Source organism: Arthrobacter sp. cf158 (assembly GCF_900106835.1).
Lineage (GTDB): Bacteria > Actinomycetota > Actinomycetes > Actinomycetales > Micrococcaceae > Arthrobacter.
Genome location: NZ_FNNR01000014.1, coordinates 47,065 through 62,829, shown reverse-complemented (window position 1 = coordinate 62,829; position 15,765 = coordinate 47,065). Strand labels below are relative to the sequence as shown.

Here is a 15,765-nt window from a genome sequence, read left to right as displayed (position 1 = left end):
CTCCTTTGACAGCGAACGTCGGGCTTTCCAAAGCAACGAGTACGAATCCGTTGACAGGAAAGTGATCGATAACCATAATTATGTTAGCGCTCACAAGCATGTCTGCAAACCCGAGCCTTCGTGGTCGATAGTGTCCTCCGCACCCCTCACGCCAACCATTCGCAGCAGAACCCCGCCTGGAACTCCGGCGTCTTTTCCGAACCGTCGCCGGCAACATTCCCCTTCAAGAAAAGGAACAACGATGTCCCATTCCCGAAGTAGACGTGGCGCGGGCGCCACAGCCCTCGTTGGCATTGCGTTCAGTTTGGTGGGCTCGCTGCCCACTCCGGCAGGAAGCCATGCGGTGACGCCGGATGTCGGCAGCGCCGCGACAACATCCGTCTATTACCTCGACGCCGAGGGGGATGACAGTGGTGATGGTCGGTCACCACAGAGTGCATGGCGCACGCTGGACAAGGTGTCGGCAACAACATTTACGCCGGGCGACCGAATTTTGCTGCAGTCCGGCGACTCATGGACGGGCCAATTGTGGCCCAAGGGTTCCGGTACCGAAGCGGCGCCGATCGAAGTCGGAAGGTACGGGGAGGGGGCCAAGCCAGCGATTCGCGGCGCCGGCGAGGTGAACGATGCCGTTCGTCTCTTCAATCAGCAGCACTGGGTCATCCGTGATCTGGATATCAGCAACCAGCGCGTCGGCGGGGCGTCTGAGGCCGACAATCTGGCTGACTTGCGGGGCATCCATGTGTCGGGTGACAACTCCGCCTCCCTGTCCGGCTTCGTCGTTGACGGTGTGGACGTACACGACGTGACCGGCGAGGTTAATTGGATCTCGGGTTCTGTGGCAAACAACGAGCCTGGAATCAACTTCAAGACTGGTTGGGACGGCTCCAAGAAGACAGGCGGCATCGTCTTTGATACCACGGTCCCCGACGTTCTGAATCCACCAAGCACGGCGACAATTTTGAACGATATCCTGATCCAGAATTCATCCGTCATCAACACGTCTTTTGCCGCCATCACCATCAAGCAGTACACCGGCGATGGCCGGGATGCCCAGGGCAACCTCATCGCAGCGGGAACCGGTTGGGGAACCCGCACATCGCCCACGGACCCTAAGTTTGCTCCGCACACCGATGTCACTGTCCGGGGCAATTACATCCGTCAGGATGGCAGCGACTACGCCTGCAACGGCATTTATATGACCAACGTCCGCGGCGGTCTGATCGAGCGGAACACTGTTTACCGGGCGGGAACTGTGGGAATCGAGACCTACAGCGCGGACGATGTGACCATTCAGTACAACGAGGTCTACGAAACACAAAAGAAGGCTGGCGGGGCGGACCATAGCGGCATCGACCCTGACAGGGCCACCACCAAGCAGCTCATACAGTACAACTATGTGCACGGCAATGGCGACGGAATCCTGATCTGCCAATTCGATTTCGGTGACGCGATCATCCGTAACAACGTGATCGCCCAGAACGAGCGCCACCCGATCTACCTGCATTCCGACCGGTCAGCCACAGCCCGGATTTACAACAACACGATCTACAACACGATCTCGCAGCAGCTGATCTATGGCTACGGCAGCTCGCTCGATGCAAAGTATGACATCGCAAACAACGTCATTCATTCCACAGTGGCCAATGCGACACTCACCACCAGCCCCACCATCACGTATCGAAACAATCTCTATTCCGGAGCGGCGCTGATGATTCCTGCCGGAGATACCAAGGCACTCGTGGGGGATGCCGGATTTGTTGCGCCCAACGTGGCTGGCCCGTTCGGAACGCCTGCATCCGGCCCGCAGCTCGCCACGGCACTCGGTTATGCCGTGCAGTCGGGATCGCTGGGTGTGAACCGCAGTATTGACGTGCCCGAGGCCGCGCCAGAGGATTATGCGGGCCGGGAACCCGTAGGCCCGCGCGACCTCGGCGCCATTGAATACGTATCACCCGAGGCTGCAACGACCGAGAGCATCGCTGGGTTCGTAGCGGATGCCAGTGGCCGCCGTATCGCTGGCGCATCCGTCACGGCGACCGTCAACGGTCAAGGACGGTCGGCGACATCCGATGCCGCTGGTTGGTATCGCCTTGCGGAGGTTGAGTTCGGCGATGCAGTAGTCGCCGCTGAGAAGCCGGGTTACCAGGGAAGCCCGATCACCGTCTCAGTAGCCAAGGGCACGTCGTCCGTTGCTGACCTGCCGCTTCAGTCCACATCAAACGTGGGAACCGTTCATGGGGCAGTGTTCGATGAGACGGGATCGCCTCTGGCTGGGGCGACCGTCGAAATCCGAAGCGGAACCGTTATGGCGGCCAGTACCACAACCGATGCTGCCGGCACTTACCGGATGGAGACCCCCATTGGTGAGGGGTACTCAGTAACGGCGACGGCGGGTGACCGTCGCGCTGCCTCGGCTACCGGCGTCGTGGTTGATCCAGGCGGTGACACTCCGGTCAGGGCGCTGCTACTGCAGCCCATAGAGCCGACGGTTCTGTTCGCAGATGACATGTCAGGCAAGCCACTTGGGCCCTTCGCCGGCGCGGACGGGTACACCGTCAACCCATCCGGGGGATCGGTGTCGGTGGTGGATGTGGGAGATCAGCGTGCGGCCAAGATCACCCGAACCTCGACTACGGGATCCACCAGCGTCCAGCGCAATTATTCAGAGCCGCTCACAGGGTTGGTCACCGTGGAGGCCAGGGTCATGCGCAACGATGCATCAGGGTCGGGCGGGAATTGGTTCAGTGCACCCTACATCTATGGGAGTGACGGAAAAATCGCCGCGTCCGTGGGTTTCAGCAAGGGCAAGATCATCGCCTACCAGGGGACACAATCCACTGAGCTGCAGCCCTATGAGCCGGGCTAGTGGTACACCATCACGCTCCAGCTGGATACTGTCAACCAGCGCCTTAGCCTGCTCATCGACGGCAGGCGGATTTTCACGGACGTAGGATTCCGCAATCCCCTGACGGGCGGGGTTGCCCGGATTGAGTGGTATGCCAATAGTTCCAATACGGGCTCACTGCACTTCGACGACGTACGTGTCCTCCAAGGGACCGACCGGGATCGAAACGACGCAGGCATTGCGACCTTGGCTACGGACGTCGCTGCAGCAGCTCGTTCGGGCAACACGTGGCACGCAGCTGTTCCAGCCGGCACGGATCACTTGCGCATCACTGTGACCCCGACGGCGGCCGCCGTGGCTGGAATTACGATTGGCGGCGTCCCGGTCCAACCGGGTGTGGAGTCGGAGCCGCTGGCGCTGGTGGAAGGAACCAACACCATACCCGTGGTGGTGACGGCCGAAGACGGTACTACGCGCCAGGAGTACAGCGTGGTGGTTGAGCGCGGATTCCTCGATGCGGACGCAACACTATCCAAACTGTCCGTGACGGGATCCAATCTTTCGCCGGAATTCACCTCCGACACGGAGGAGTACTCGGTTGAGCTGCCGTCAGGGAGTACCTCCCTGACGGTCATTCCGACAACCACCGCGACCCAGTCAGAACTTGATGTGGACGGGACGTCGGTACAAAGCGGCACCGGGCACGCTCTCGCTGTTGTTGACGGGCAGGTAGTGAAGATCGCTGTGGCATCAGCAGATGGCACCGCGCGCACTGTGTATTCGTTGATTGTCTCGGTTCCTGCACCGCCAGTGACCGATCCTGCTCCGCCTGCATGCGGCGTCCTGTCCACCACGAGCGGCTGGGCCCATGGTCTTCACGATGGCAATTTCCAGGTAACGATGAACCTCTGGTGGGGCACCAACGCGCGGACGTTCAGGCTTTTTGAGAACGGCGTATTGATGGCGACGGTTCCTCTGACCGCCGACGGGGTGAGCGCCCAGAATGCCACCGTTGACATCAGCAATCGTCTCAACGGGACATATGCCTACACCGGTGAACTGGTGAATTCAGCTGGTTCCACAGCAACGACAACGGTCGCCGTCAAGGTAGCGGACGCGGCGCCGGGCCAGCCCGTCGTTCGGGTCGCAGGAAGCGGAGCGCAGCGCACGGTGGTGGCCGACCTCTGGTGGGGCACCAATGCCTCCTCCTACCGGATCTTTGACAATGGTGTGCTTGTTGCCGAAGGTGCCCTTGCGCCGTCGACTCCCAATGCGCAGCATGTAGAGACGCCTCTCACCATGGCATCCGGGGAGCACGTAGTAACCGCCGTTTTCGCCAACCACGCGGGCGAAACTTCGTCCAAACCGCTGAAGGTGGCTGTGCCGTAACCACTACTGGCGGGACGGGGCAGGCAGCTGCATCGTCCCGCCGGCGGCGATAATCAAAATAGTGATCGATCACCCGTTGACTTAATGTGATCGATCACAAATAATTGTGTTACCGATCACTTTCCGCCGGTTCAAGGCTCCGAATCACATCAGATCCCGGACGAACAGCGAAATACCGCATTCAAGGACGGACAGACCCACGAAGCTGTGGCTGGCCGTCGCGTAAGGAAACCATGAAATCGTCAACAACGGGCACACCTACGTGCCGCTCAGAGCAGGCAGCACCATGAGCGCATTGTCAGAACTGGGCAAGCTCAAAGGCCAGGGCTCCAAGTCGGAGGGTCGCGATACGAAGGCCGCGCTGGTCTTTCTGGGGCCTTGGCTGGTTGGCCTGGTGGCCATCACGCTGGGCCCAATGCTCATATCCCTGTACTTGTCTTTCACCGACTACAACCTGCTTCAGGAACCGACGTTCGTCGGCTTGGATAACTTTGTCCGAATGTTCGAAGACGCCCGGTTGTTGAACTCGCTTCGGGTGACCTTCATCTACGTTCTGGTGGGCGTACCCCTGCAGCTTGCAGTGGCACTGCTCATCGCGATGGTCCTCGATCGAGGGATCAGGGGCTTGCCCTTCTACCGTTCAGTGTTCTACTTGCCCTCCCTGCTGGGTGGGTCGGTAGCCGTGGCTATCCTGTGGAAGCAGATTTTCGGCACCACGGGCTTGGTGAACCAGTTCCTTGCATTGATCGGTATTGAAGGTCCAGGCTGGATCTCGGACCCCAACACAGCGCTGAGCACCATCATCCTCCTGCACATCTGGACCTTCGGCAGTCCCATGATCATCTTCCTGGCCGGCCTGAGGCAGATCCCGCACATGTATTACGAAGCCGCCCAAGTGGATGGAGCCAGCAAAGTCAGCCAGTTCTTCCGCATCACGCTGCCTCTGCTGAGCCCCATCATCTTCTTCAACCTGGTGCTGCAGATCGTGGGAGCATTCCAGTCCTTCACCCAGGCGTTCATCGTCTCCGGTGGTACAGGGGGACCGTCGGATTCCACCATGTTCTTTACCTTGTACCTGTACCAGAAGGGCTTCGGCCAGTTCGATATGGGGTACGCCTCGGCCATGGCGTGGGTACTCCTCCTGATCATCGGCGCCTTTACCGCCATCAACTTCTACGCCTCAAAGTTCTGGGTGTTCTACGATGACTAAACTTCAAGCTCTTCCCACCCCAACCAGTGAGGGTCGCAAGGAAGCCAAACTCCCGCCCCGCAAAGTGTCGCGGCCACGAAGCCCCGCAGCCACTCGTATGCGGGCGATACTGAAGCACATAATCCTGATTCTCTCGGCTCTGCTGATGATCTATCCGCTGTTGTGGATGGTGGTGTCTTCTCTTCGACCCAACGACCTGATTTTCAAGGAGCCTGGGCTATGGCTCACGACGTTCGAGGCAAGCAACTTCAGCGACGGCTGGAATGCGCTGGCGAACCCCTTCTCCACGTATTTGCTGAACTCCGCGATCGTGGTCCTCGGGTGCATCATCGGCAACCTTGTTTCCTGTTCGATGGCAGCCTATGCGTTCGCCAGGCTGAATTTCAAGGGAAAGAAGTGGCTTTTCGGGGCGATGCTGCTGACCATCATGCTGCCGTTCCATGTGGTGATTGTTCCCCAGTACATTCTGTTCTCGCAGATTGGTTGGGTGAACACTTTCTGGCCGATCATCGTCCCCAAACTCCTGGCCACGGATGCGTTCTTCGTGTTCCTGATGGTCCAATTCATCCGCGGTATACCCAGGGAGCTGGACGAGGCGGCCAGGATTGACGGTGCCGGCCACCCACGGATTTTCCTGCAGGTGATCCTGCCGCTCATGGTCCCGGCGCTGGCCACCACCACCATCTTCACTTTCATCTGGACCTGGAACGACTTCTTCAGCCAGCTCATCTATCTGACGGATCCGGACATGTTCACTGTCCCGGTGGCGCTCCGGGCTTTCATCGACGCCACCGCATCAACGTCCTGGGGTGCCATGTTCGCAATGTCCATCGTGTCCCTGCTTCCCGTCTTCATCGCGTTCCTCCTCGGCCAGAAATTCCTGGTCAAGGGCATCGCCACCACGGGCATCAAATAAGAGCAATTCGGTGTCAACGACGGCACCCCCCACAACACACCAAGGAAGGTGTATTCATGAAGACTCAACCTACCCGCCGCAAACTCCTCCAATGGTCGGCGACCGCAGCTGCCTCAGCCCTCCTCCTCACCGGCTGTGGTGCCGGCGCCAACCCAGCCGCCGAGGAAACAGGACCCGTTACGATCCGCTTTTCCTGGTGGGGCGGCGATGCACGGCAAAAGGCCACCCAGAAGGTTATTGATGCATTCAACGCCGAAAACCCCAACATCACAGTGGTGGGGGAGTACGGCGACTGGAACGGCTACTGGGACAAACTCGCCACCCAAGTGGCAGCCAACGACGCTCCGGACATTATCCAGATGGACGAGAAATACGTCCGTGAGTACGGCGACCGTGGTGCACTGCTGGACTTGAAGAAACTCAATCTGGACACGTCAAGCATTGAGGGCGACACGCTGAAGAGCGGCGAAGTTGACGGAAAACTGGTGGGGCTGGTGACGGGCGTTGCCACGTACTGCATCATTGCCAACCCGGCTGTCCTGGAGAAGGCCGGAGTGGCCATGCCCGACGATTCCACGTGGAGTTGGGATGACTACAAGAAGATCGGGCAACAGGTCAGCCAAAGCGGTGCGGGAGCTACAGGCGTCGGTGTCGGTTACAGTGACCAGGACCTCTACATCTGGGCCCGGCAGCAGGGCGACAGGCTGTACGACGAGTCCGGCAAAGTAGTGATCAAGCCCGAGACACTGGTGTCCTTCTGGAAAAACATCCAGGACCTTTCCAAGTCCGGAGCAGCAGCGAAACCTTCCGTGATTATGGAAAACGCCACGGCATCGCTGAACCAGACAGCCATCGCCAAGAACCAGATGGGGTTCTCCGGCTCCTTCAATACCCAACTCACCGCCTACTCTGCAGCCAGCGGACAGCCGCTGAAGTTGTTGCGCCTTCCGGGTGAATCACAGGCCAAGGAACCTGGCGCATACTACAAAGCGTCCATGTTCTGGTCTGTGTCGTCCCGTACGAAGCACCAAAAAGCAGCGGAGAAATTCCTTAACTACCTGACCAACAGCCAAGCCGCCGGCGATGTCATGCTGACCGAACGCGGCATCCCGGCCAACACCAAAATCCGGGAGGCCATCGGGCCCAAGTTGTCTGCCACGGACAAGGCTGCGATCGACTTCACGGACTCCATCGCCGACGCTGTGCGGCCCGCACCGCCTATTACTCCCGCTGGCGGCAGCACCATCCTGGACATTCTCAGCCGCTACACCTCGGACATCCTCTTCGAACGCACTACACCTGAGAAGGCCGCCCAGCCGTTCATCGACGAACTTTCCTCCTCACTTCGGAAGTAGCTATGACTGACACCAAAAAGATCCGAGTCGCTTTTGTTGGCACCGGCGGCATCGCCAATGCCCACGCCGAAGCCCTGCAGCAACAACCAGGGATTGAACTGACCGTAGCCATTGACCTGGACGCAACCCGAGCTCAGGAATTTGCGGACAAGTGGGGCGTCACCCGCACGGCGGCAAGCCTTGCGGCAGCGGTCGACGGCGGCGGGCTGGATCTAGTTGCCATCTGCACCCCGCCGTCAAGCCACTTTCCGTTGGCGCTTGAGGCGCTCAGCTACGGGTTGCACGCGGTGATCGAGAAGCCACCGGCGTTGTCCCTAAGCCAGATGCGCGAACTTGAGAAGGCAGAAGCTGCCTCTACGGGAACCCTCAGCTGTGTGTTCCAGCACCGTTTCGGTTCGGGGGCACAAAGGCTGCTCGAGCTCCAGGCTTCCGGCGCCTTGGGCAAGCCATTAGTAGGTACCTGCAATACCCTGTGGTTCAGGGACCAGCCCTATTTCGATGTTCCATGGCGGGGCCTTTGGGATGTCGAAGGTGGCGGACCCACGATGGGTCACGGCATCCATCAGTTCGATCTTCTCCTGCACCTGTGGGGGCCATGGGCCGAGGTCACGGCATTCGCTGGAAAGCTGGCCCGCAGAACTGACACGGAAGATGCATCCGCCGCAGTGGTTCGATTCGAATCCGGAGCCATCGCGACTGTCATTAACTCCGTGATCTCACCACGCGAGACCTCCTACACGCGCCTGGATTTCGAGAACGCAACGGTGGAACTGGAGCACCTATACGGCTACAGCGACAACAACTGGACTCTCACGCCGGCGCCCGGGCGGGAGGACGTCGTCGAACTCTGGAATCACGGCGAAGACTTCCCCAGCGGTCACGCCGCGCAGTATCGAGCGCTGATCCGGAGTATCCAGCACGGTACCCACCCGCCGGTCTCCATTACGGACGCCTACGCCACCATGGAGCTTGCTGCGGCAATCTATGCCTCGAGTGTCAGCGGGACCACCATCGCCCGCGGGCAAATCAATGAAACCAACCCGTTCTTCACCCGTATGGACGGGCACCTGGAACCGTGGAAACAAGAGGAAGCACTGAACGCATGAGCAACACGATTACCTGGCGTGACGACGAAAAATCGCTGACAGTGTCCCTTGGGGACCAGGAGATCGCCACCTACACCTATGACGCCAGCGACGAACAGCGGGAATCGCCCCGTCCGTTCTTCCACCCGCTGAGGACCACCGCAGGTGAGGTGGTCAGTGTCTACCGTCCATGGGACCACGTCTGGCACAAGGGCATCGCGTGGTCACTGCCGCACTTCGGCGACGACAACTTTTGGGGTGGCCCAAGCTACCGCAAAAAGACCGATTACACGTGGCTTCCCAACAACGGCCGCATGCGCCACCAACGCGTTCTCGAAGCCAGTGCTACGGGTAACGCCTTTCAGTTCTCGCATGAACTGAGCTGGTGGACCCAGCCCGGCGAACACGTTGTGGACGAAATCCGCACCATCCGCATCGAAACCGGGCCGGAGGCTGATGCATGGATCCTTGTGTTTGAAACGGCCATGACCAACGTCTCCGGTCGCGACATCCAGATCGGTTCGCCCACCACGGAAGGCCGCGAAAATGCGGGCTACGGTGGTTTGTTCTGGCGTGGCCCCCGCGAATTCGCCGGCGGCCGGATCGAGGGACCGGGAGGCGCCAGCGGCGAAGCCTTGCGCGGAACCCGGGGACCGTGGCTCGCCTTCGTTGGGCAGCATGATGACAGTTGCCGGCACTCCACGGTGTTGATCGCCGATGCCACGACCAACGCCCAACACCCTCCCGAGTGGTTCGCGAGGTCGGAACCTTTCGCTTGCTTTGGTCCGGCCCCGTTCTTCAGCCAGGAGGTGACATTCGCTGCTGGCAGCACCATGGTGAACCGTTACGCTGTGGTGATTGCCGACGGCGACTCCAACCAAGAGCGGCTGACCAGCCTTGCGTCGTTGGCATCTGAGACTCTGCTGTCGGAGCCCGCAAAGGTCGGAGCATGACGACGACTACGCTTTCGGCGGCTTTCCCGGGCGGCGTCGGATTGACCCGGTTGAAGGTGTACGAATGGGAAACAGCTGACGGCGTGTGTGGGGGATCCCCGCATATGCACACAGCCTCCACGGAGGCTTACTTCGTTCTGGCGGGGACCGGTCGGGTGGAAACCATCAGGACGTCAGGCTATGAGTCGTATGACTTGGCTCCGAACGATCTGCTGTGGTTCAGCCCCGGCACCATTCATCGTCTGGTCAATGACGGCGATCTGGAGATTCTGGCGATCATGCAGAACGGTGGGCTGCCTGAAGCCGGGGATGCCGTGCTGACCTTTGACTCCGATGTTGTTGCCGACCCCGTCAGGTACGCGCGGGCTGCTTCGCTGACTGGAGGGTCGCCGTCGGACTCTCTCCAGGACGCAGCCCGCTTCAGGCGAGACGCGGCCTTGGCCGGATACCAGCGTTTGAAGGAAGCCGCCATTGCGGGGGAAGGTGAGTACCTTGCGAAGTTCCATCAGGACGCCGTCCGGCTTATCCAGTGGAGGGTACCGGAATGGAAGTCACTGTGGGAGGAGACGGTGACCCCGGAGTCCCAGCGTACAGCTGACTGGTTGCAGGAACTCGCCCAAGGGCAGGCTAGCCATTTCGCCAAGGCGACCGTCGCCAGGTCAGAAGCCAACAGTCCGGGAACCATCTTTGGTATGTGCGGCACGCTGCAGAAGTGGGATACAGGCCACGCACTCCAGCCCGCTGAACCTTGAGCGGATCACGACCGGTGGCGGGAGGGATAGGCTTGAGCCCGGTCCCTCCCGCCGAGCCGGGATCAAGAGTGAAGGGAAGCCACGAGATGGTGCAGGAAGCAATCGGACGGGCAAAGGCCCCCACGATCTATGACGTCGCTGAGTTGGCCGGTGTTTCACATCAGACAGTGTCGCGCTACCTCAAAAACAAGGACTCCCTGAAAGCCAACACCTCCGAACGCGTGGAAAAGGCACTTGCGCAGCTGAACTACTCACCGAACCTCGCAGCCAGGTCACTGCGTTCACGCGAGCTTTACCGTGTAGTGGTGGTGGTACCTGAAGCATCCTTATACTTCCCGGCACGGATGCTGACCGGTGCCGCTGGTGCGGCCCACGCTGCTGGCTATCGGGTGGACGTCGTGGCCATGGAAGGAACGGTCGAAGCCCGGGCCCTTCAGCTGAGGACCTTGCTCGCGGGTGAGGACATTGCCGGCATTCTGTCGTTCGTCCCGCGGCCGAAGTCAGCCGCCATTGATTCAGCTGTTCCGCTCGTGGTGGCTGGAGAGTATGACAACAAGATGCGTGCCCGCGGTAGTCTTGCCGATGGCACGGCCGCAGGGAAGATCGTGGAGCTCTTGGCCTCCTTGGGACACCGGAACTTCTTCCATGTTGCCGGGCCTGCTGCGTGGCCTTCCGCGCGGAACCGTAAAGTCGCCTATGAGGAAGCGATCGCCGAACTTGGACTGACATCAGTGGGTGTAGCCGCAGGCGATTGGTCTCCCGGCTCCGGCTACGCGGCCGGAAAGAAGATCGCCGCTCTCCGCGAGGTCACTGCGGTTGTGGCGGCAAATGACCAGATGGCCATAGGAGTCCTGCGTGCACTCCATGAGCACGGAATCGCGGTCCCTCGCGACGTCAGCGTCTTTGGATGGGATGACATGGCGGAATCGTCGTTCCTGGTCCCGTCCCTTTCGACTGTCCACATGGACCTCGAAGCGTTGGGTGCGCGGTCCATGCGCGAACTCGTCTCCAGAATCCGTGGGACGCACTCTGCCTCTGAAGCGCTGACCCTGGATCCTATGGAGCTGGTGATCCGTGAGTCGGTAGGGCCTGTCCGCTCCGGATAGTTCCCTGGACACGGCGCTGCTCTCGACTTCAGGGAGGCTGCGGAAGAGCCCGCAGCCTCCCTGACCATCATGTGTTCAGTTGTTCCTTTATCCTGTGGCTCTACTCTCCGCGGTCGTAGGCGTCATCCATGGCCTTCAGCACTTGCTCCGGCGTTGCCTGTCCAGTCAGGAGACCTTGGACTCCTGTGCCCAAAGCATCGAAGACGCCGCTGTTGGGCCACACAAGATTCGGCTGAGCGACAATCCTCGATTCATCCTTGAAATATGACTCCAGGGTTGGGAATTGAGCGGGGATCGAACCGGACAGTGCGGCCGTCATGGCTACGTTGCCGTTGAGCTTTGCCAGTTCATCCTGATTCGAGGGCTTAGCGAGAAACTCCAGGAACTTCAGGGCCGAAGACTTGTGTTTACCTGCAGCATTCACGGCCAAGGCGTTGACCGGTGTTGCCAGAAGCCTGCTGTCTCCTGCCTCGTTACCCGGAAAAATGCTGACGTCAAACTCTCCGGTGGTAACTTGGGCACGAAGTGCGGCCACGGCGCCTGCAGGAGTAAAAGCCGCGGTTACTTTTCCTTGGGCCACAGCCGGGAACAGTTGGTCCATGCCAGCACCGGCCACGCCGTCCTGATAACAGTCAGCGCTCTTGAGCTGGAGTATGCGCTCGAGAACAACTTGCCAGTCGGATCCAACGAACTTTGCTTCGCCCTTGTCGCGCTTGGCATCCCAGTCCGGGTCCTGGGCGTACACCGTCGAGGCCGCTATCTGCATGGCGTGCATACCATTGTTGGCGGCGGAGGCACCCGCCAGCCCGTAAAGTGACTTGCCCGCGGCGCTGGCTAGCTTGCATTGGTCAAGAACTTCGCGGAACGTTGTGGCCGGAGCTAGGCCCAGGTCCCTAAGAGCTCCGATATTCGTTATCTGCCCAAGCGGTGCGAGGTCCACAGGCATGGCAAACAGTTTATTGTCTTCAAAATAGAGACTGCGGGCCGATTCCGGCACGGTGTCAGCAGCCCACTGTTGGCCGGTAATTTCTTCAAGGTATCCGGCGTCCGCCAATGAGCCGAATGACTGGTTGATACCCCTCCCCGCGGTGACGTAGAAGATGTCCGGAGCATTACCGGCCTGAAGCTGCGTCCTGATGGTCTGACCGTGCTGATCGTTGGGGGTCTCCACCAACTTGATGGTGATGTTTGGGTTCTCTTTGGTAAACGCCGCCATGAGGGGTTCATAAGGGTTCGTGTCGCCGCCCGCGTAGGCGGGGGTGGCCAGCAATATCTCGACTGGCCCGGTTTCTTCGGTGGGCGTTGCCTCGGGCGTCCCGCTGCACGCACTCAGGAATAATGCCAGCAGAGTTACGGGTGCAAGGCGAACGAGACTCCGTTGCGTTCGGGAACTGGTGTGTCGGTTCTTCATGGGTGACCTTTCGTTCAGGGTCCTGGCAGGTGTGAGTTGGGAAATGCGTTTCATTTCAGGAGGTCTATTTCTGTTCCAAGTCCTGATTTTTTGGCCGCATCGATAAGCAGGCGGGCAGCAGCAAGATCCTGGAGGCCGGTCCCAAGGGAGTTGTACAGCGTAATTTCCTTATCGGATACGCGCCCGGGGTGATGGCCTGCCAAAACCTGGCCGATTTCTCTTCTGAAATGGGCGTGTGAGATTGCCCCCTCCTGGAGCGGAATCAGGACGTCACCTGACTCGGCCAAGGCTCCCGGCAGGCTGTCGACAAAGACCGATGAACGGGAGATTCCGGCGGTGTCGATCTCCCGATGATCGGCTCTCGGTGGAGCCCCGACGGCGTTGACATGCTGGCCTGCCCCGAACCATTCACCGCGAACTACGGGCGCCTTGGACGGCGTGAGAGTGCAAACAATGTCGCTTTCGCGCACAATTTCCTCGGGGCTCTCCTTGACGTCCACTTCGAACCCTCTTTCCCTGGCTATGCGGGCGAATTCGTGTCTGCGTTCGGTCGACCTGCTCCAGACCAGAACTTTTTGGATGGGCATCTCGGTTGACAAGGCATTCAAGTGAGCGTGTGCCAGGGCGCCAGCTCCAACGAAACCCGCAACTGAGCTGTTTTTGCGTGCAAGCGCCCTTGTTGCCACAGCAGTGGCGGCGGCAGTCCTGAAACGGGTCAGACTCGGACCCGAGAGAACGGCTTCCGGCTTTCCGTCGCTGGCCGACACAGCCAGCACCGTAGACCGTTGCGTCGGTAGCCCACGCTTACTGTTGGACGGAATGTCTGCCAGCAGCTTCACCACTGCCAGGTTGTCCCGGTTGGAGGCGGCCATCATGGAGAGGAACATTGAGTCTTCGGTTGGGTGTGCTGCAGCCAAAGGAGCGGGTAAGGCGGCGGTCCCCATGGCGTGGTCTATCTGGGCCTGCCGGACGGCATCGATGACCGCCGGCATGTCCAGCAGTTGCAGCACTTCGGAATCAGCAAGGACGATCATCGGATGCGCTCCGCTAACCTGGGAAACAGGGACAGCGCGTTTCCAGAGGCTATCGCTTCGGCGTTATCCGGGCCCAGTTGGGCCGCCTGCTCGAAGACCTTGTCACGTTGAAGGTGCAGGACCGTCTTGGAGCACCACGGTATGTCAGTGCCAAAGAGGATGCGGTCTGGCCGCTCAAGGTGCTGCAGCGGGCCGAGATTCAGGGTGGTGTCGTAGTAAAGGCCGTCGAGCTTCGCAATTTCACGATCGAAGTCTGCAGGGTCGGTTTCGGTCGTCCAGAGATCGCCCTGGAGTGCGTACATGGCGATGCGCCATTTGATGTACGGAACCATGCCCCCTGTGTGGGGAAGGATAAAGCGAATGTTTGGAAAACGCTCGAAGGCGTTTGCAGCTGCCATCTTGGTGGCGAACCTGGTGGTGTCAAAAGTACCTTCGAGCAGTGCTGGCGGAAGGTCCGCCACTTTCTCTTTCACCAGAATGGGGTGTATGAACACCACTGCCCGACGTTTGTTGAGCTCGGCAAGCAGTTCTACATACTGCGGGTCGCTCAAGTAGGCGCCGTCGTAACTGGAAAGGATGCAAATTCCCTCCAGTTCCAACTCATCAAGGGCCCGGACGGCCTCCGCAGTCGCATCATCTGGAGAAAGCATGGGAAGCGAAGCAAAGGCACCAAAGCGGCTGGGGTGCTCCGAGACGAGTCGGGTCAGTTCTTCGTTCATTGCGCGAATAAGTGCCGGCCGTTCGCTTGAGGGTAGAAACCCAAGATCTGTTGGCAACGACAGGACAGAAGCAGTCGTGCCGATCTCGTCCATCCGGTCCACAGCAATCTCGGGAGACCATTTGGGGAGCCAATCGGGAACGGTCAAGCCGAGCTCTTCTTGTTTGTTTGTCACTACCTGAAGGGTTGCGTGATGATGTACATCGATGAGAGTGCTGAGGGGTGGGGCCTCGCAATGGGTCATGCCATTCCTTTCGTCAGTAGCCATACCGCTGAATTCGGCAAGATGGCTATCTGGTATACAAAATGGCATGTTGTGACGCTGCTAACAAGATATGGAGCCAAAATATCGGCCTGTATAAGTATCTTGAATACCAAAGGCGTTTTCCGCCAACTGGGGGAGACGTGAAACGCCCGAATTAGCGGCCCCGGAAGTCCGTCTATAGACAACAAAAGGCGCCCGCGAATGCGGACGCCTTGTGGCAGGCTTCGATCAGCCGCTCCACGGCTGGTCGCGCTGCAATACGAACGTGGCTACACGTCCAATGGACTGGACTGTCAGGAGAAAAGTCGGGTGCGAATCCTCGGGTCCTCCATTCTCCGGCGTACCGTCGCCAGAAGCCCGTCCTTCGTGTCGGATAGGGAGGCGCTGCCAGGTTGCCTCGTCCACGGTGACCCTGTCAGTAAGCCTCAATGTGGGCACGAACATGGCTGCCGTCGTCGCTCAGCCAACCCTTGCCGGCCGCATAGACCAGCATGTTGGCGAAGCGGTAGTTCCACCCCATACCGATCCGGCCTGCACACTCGCTGCGGATCCAATCGACAGACACTAGAACGTCACCGTCGTCGAGTTGGCCGGCGGAGGTCGTCTTTAGCAGAGTGGGGAGGTTATCCCTCGCCGCCTCGGACAACAGCACCTTGAAGCTGGTGCAATCGTCGGGCTCGTCCAGGGCTACGGATCCGGGGCTGACACGAACGTGCATGGCGG

Annotated in this window: 13 protein-coding genes; 9 read left to right on the top strand and 4 right to left on the bottom strand. The window is 59.8% G+C overall.

The annotated features are described in order from the left end of the window. Window positions 1-241 precede the first annotated feature (241 nt). The 9 genes from BLW08_RS21835 to BLW08_RS21795 all read left to right on the top strand — a co-directional run bounded on the left by BLW08_RS21835 (window position 242) and on the right by BLW08_RS21795 (window position 11,614). A complete protein-coding gene (locus BLW08_RS21835) occupies window positions 242-2,869 on the top strand; it encodes a carboxypeptidase regulatory-like domain-containing protein (RefSeq protein ID WP_091328120.1) in 2,628 nt (875 codons plus the stop codon). Between the two features lie 225 nt (window positions 2,870-3,094). After that, window positions 3,095-4,237, top strand: coding sequence for a cadherin-like beta sandwich domain-containing protein (locus tag BLW08_RS21830; protein WP_175538797.1), 1,143 nt, complete (start codon window positions 3,095-3,097; stop codon window positions 4,235-4,237). A gap of 286 nt (window positions 4,238-4,523) precedes the next feature. Next, entirely contained in the window at window positions 4,524-5,447 is a 924-nt protein-coding gene (locus tag BLW08_RS21825; protein ID WP_091328231.1) for a carbohydrate ABC transporter permease, read from the top strand. Continuing rightward, the gene (locus BLW08_RS21820; RefSeq protein WP_091328117.1) at window positions 5,440-6,363 is read left to right on the top strand and encodes a carbohydrate ABC transporter permease; all 924 of its coding nucleotides are present in this window, start codon (window positions 5,440-5,442) and stop codon (window positions 6,361-6,363) included. The genes BLW08_RS21825 and BLW08_RS21820 overlap by 8 nt, the downstream gene beginning before the upstream one ends. Before the next feature lie 56 nt (window positions 6,364-6,419). After that, window positions 6,420-7,718, top strand: a complete 1,299-nt coding sequence (locus BLW08_RS21815; protein WP_091328115.1) for an ABC transporter substrate-binding protein — start codon at window positions 6,420-6,422, stop codon at window positions 7,716-7,718. A 2-nt stretch (window positions 7,719-7,720) separates the two neighbouring features. Beyond that, window positions 7,721-8,824, top strand: coding sequence for a Gfo/Idh/MocA family protein (locus tag BLW08_RS21810; protein ID WP_091328113.1), 1,104 nt, complete (start codon window positions 7,721-7,723; stop codon window positions 8,822-8,824). Beyond that, a complete protein-coding gene (locus BLW08_RS21805) occupies window positions 8,821-9,756 on the top strand; it encodes a DUF6807 domain-containing protein (RefSeq protein WP_091328112.1) in 936 nt (311 codons plus the stop codon). The genes BLW08_RS21810 and BLW08_RS21805 overlap by 4 nt, the downstream gene beginning before the upstream one ends. Continuing rightward, complete coding sequence (locus tag BLW08_RS21800; protein WP_091328110.1) at window positions 9,753-10,508, top strand: cupin domain-containing protein; 756 nt, start codon at window positions 9,753-9,755, stop codon at window positions 10,506-10,508. Before BLW08_RS21805 ends, BLW08_RS21800 begins: the two co-directional genes overlap by 4 nt. Before the next feature lie 86 nt (window positions 10,509-10,594). Beyond that, window positions 10,595-11,614 carry a LacI family DNA-binding transcriptional regulator gene (locus BLW08_RS21795; protein ID WP_091328108.1) on the top strand — a complete coding sequence of 340 codons (1,020 nt, stop codon included), beginning with the start codon at window positions 10,595-10,597 and terminating at the stop codon, window positions 11,612-11,614. A gap of 100 nt (window positions 11,615-11,714) precedes the next feature. Here the strand turns inward: BLW08_RS21795 and BLW08_RS21790 are convergent, their stop codons facing one another. The 4 genes from BLW08_RS21790 to BLW08_RS21775 form a co-directional block, all read right to left on the bottom strand. Continuing rightward, window positions 11,715-13,025 carry an ABC transporter substrate-binding protein gene (locus BLW08_RS21790; RefSeq protein WP_217639265.1) on the bottom strand — a complete coding sequence of 437 codons (1,311 nt, stop codon included), beginning with the start codon at window positions 13,023-13,025 and terminating at the stop codon, window positions 11,715-11,717. Between the two features lie 50 nt (window positions 13,026-13,075). Then, entirely contained in the window at window positions 13,076-14,059 is a 984-nt protein-coding gene (locus BLW08_RS21785) for an ornithine cyclodeaminase family protein (protein ID WP_091328105.1), read from the bottom strand. Continuing rightward, complete coding sequence (locus tag BLW08_RS21780; protein ID WP_091328103.1) at window positions 14,056-15,090, bottom strand: amidohydrolase family protein; 1,035 nt, start codon at window positions 15,088-15,090, stop codon at window positions 14,056-14,058. The genes BLW08_RS21785 and BLW08_RS21780 overlap by 4 nt, the downstream gene beginning before the upstream one ends. Before the next feature lie 367 nt (window positions 15,091-15,457). Continuing rightward, window positions 15,458-15,760, bottom strand: a complete 303-nt coding sequence (locus BLW08_RS21775) for a hypothetical protein (protein ID WP_091328102.1) — start codon at window positions 15,758-15,760, stop codon at window positions 15,458-15,460. Window positions 15,761-15,765: the final 5 nt, after the last annotated feature.

Bases quoted from the DNA above. Each gene is read 5' to 3' on its own strand.
- BLW08_RS21805 (WP_091328112.1), top strand. From the start codon at position 8,821: ATGAGCAACACGATTACCTGGCGTGACGACGAAAAATCGCTGACAGTG.
- BLW08_RS21835 (WP_091328120.1), top strand. From the start codon at position 242: ATGTCCCATTCCCGAAGTAGACGTGGCGCGGGCGCCACAGCCCTCGTT.
- BLW08_RS21780 (WP_091328103.1), bottom strand. From the start codon at position 15,090: ATGCCATTTTGTATACCAGATAGCCATCTTGCCGAATTCAGCGGTATG.
- BLW08_RS21785 (WP_091328105.1), bottom strand. From the start codon at position 14,059: ATGATCGTCCTTGCTGATTCCGAAGTGCTGCAACTGCTGGACATGCCG.
- BLW08_RS21790 (WP_217639265.1), bottom strand. From the start codon at position 13,025: ATGAAGAACCGACACACCAGTTCCCGAACGCAACGGAGTCTCGTTCGC.
- BLW08_RS21795 (WP_091328108.1), top strand. From the start codon at position 10,595: ATGGTGCAGGAAGCAATCGGACGGGCAAAGGCCCCCACGATCTATGAC.
- BLW08_RS21800 (WP_091328110.1), top strand. From the start codon at position 9,753: ATGACGACGACTACGCTTTCGGCGGCTTTCCCGGGCGGCGTCGGATTG.
- BLW08_RS21820 (WP_091328117.1), top strand. From the start codon at position 5,440: ATGACTAAACTTCAAGCTCTTCCCACCCCAACCAGTGAGGGTCGCAAG.
- BLW08_RS21810 (WP_091328113.1), top strand. From the start codon at position 7,721: ATGACTGACACCAAAAAGATCCGAGTCGCTTTTGTTGGCACCGGCGGC.
- BLW08_RS21815 (WP_091328115.1), top strand. From the start codon at position 6,420: ATGAAGACTCAACCTACCCGCCGCAAACTCCTCCAATGGTCGGCGACC.
- BLW08_RS21775 (WP_091328102.1), bottom strand. From the start codon at position 15,760: ATGCACGTTCGTGTCAGCCCCGGATCCGTAGCCCTGGACGAGCCCGAC.
- BLW08_RS21825 (WP_091328231.1), top strand. From the start codon at position 4,524: ATGAGCGCATTGTCAGAACTGGGCAAGCTCAAAGGCCAGGGCTCCAAG.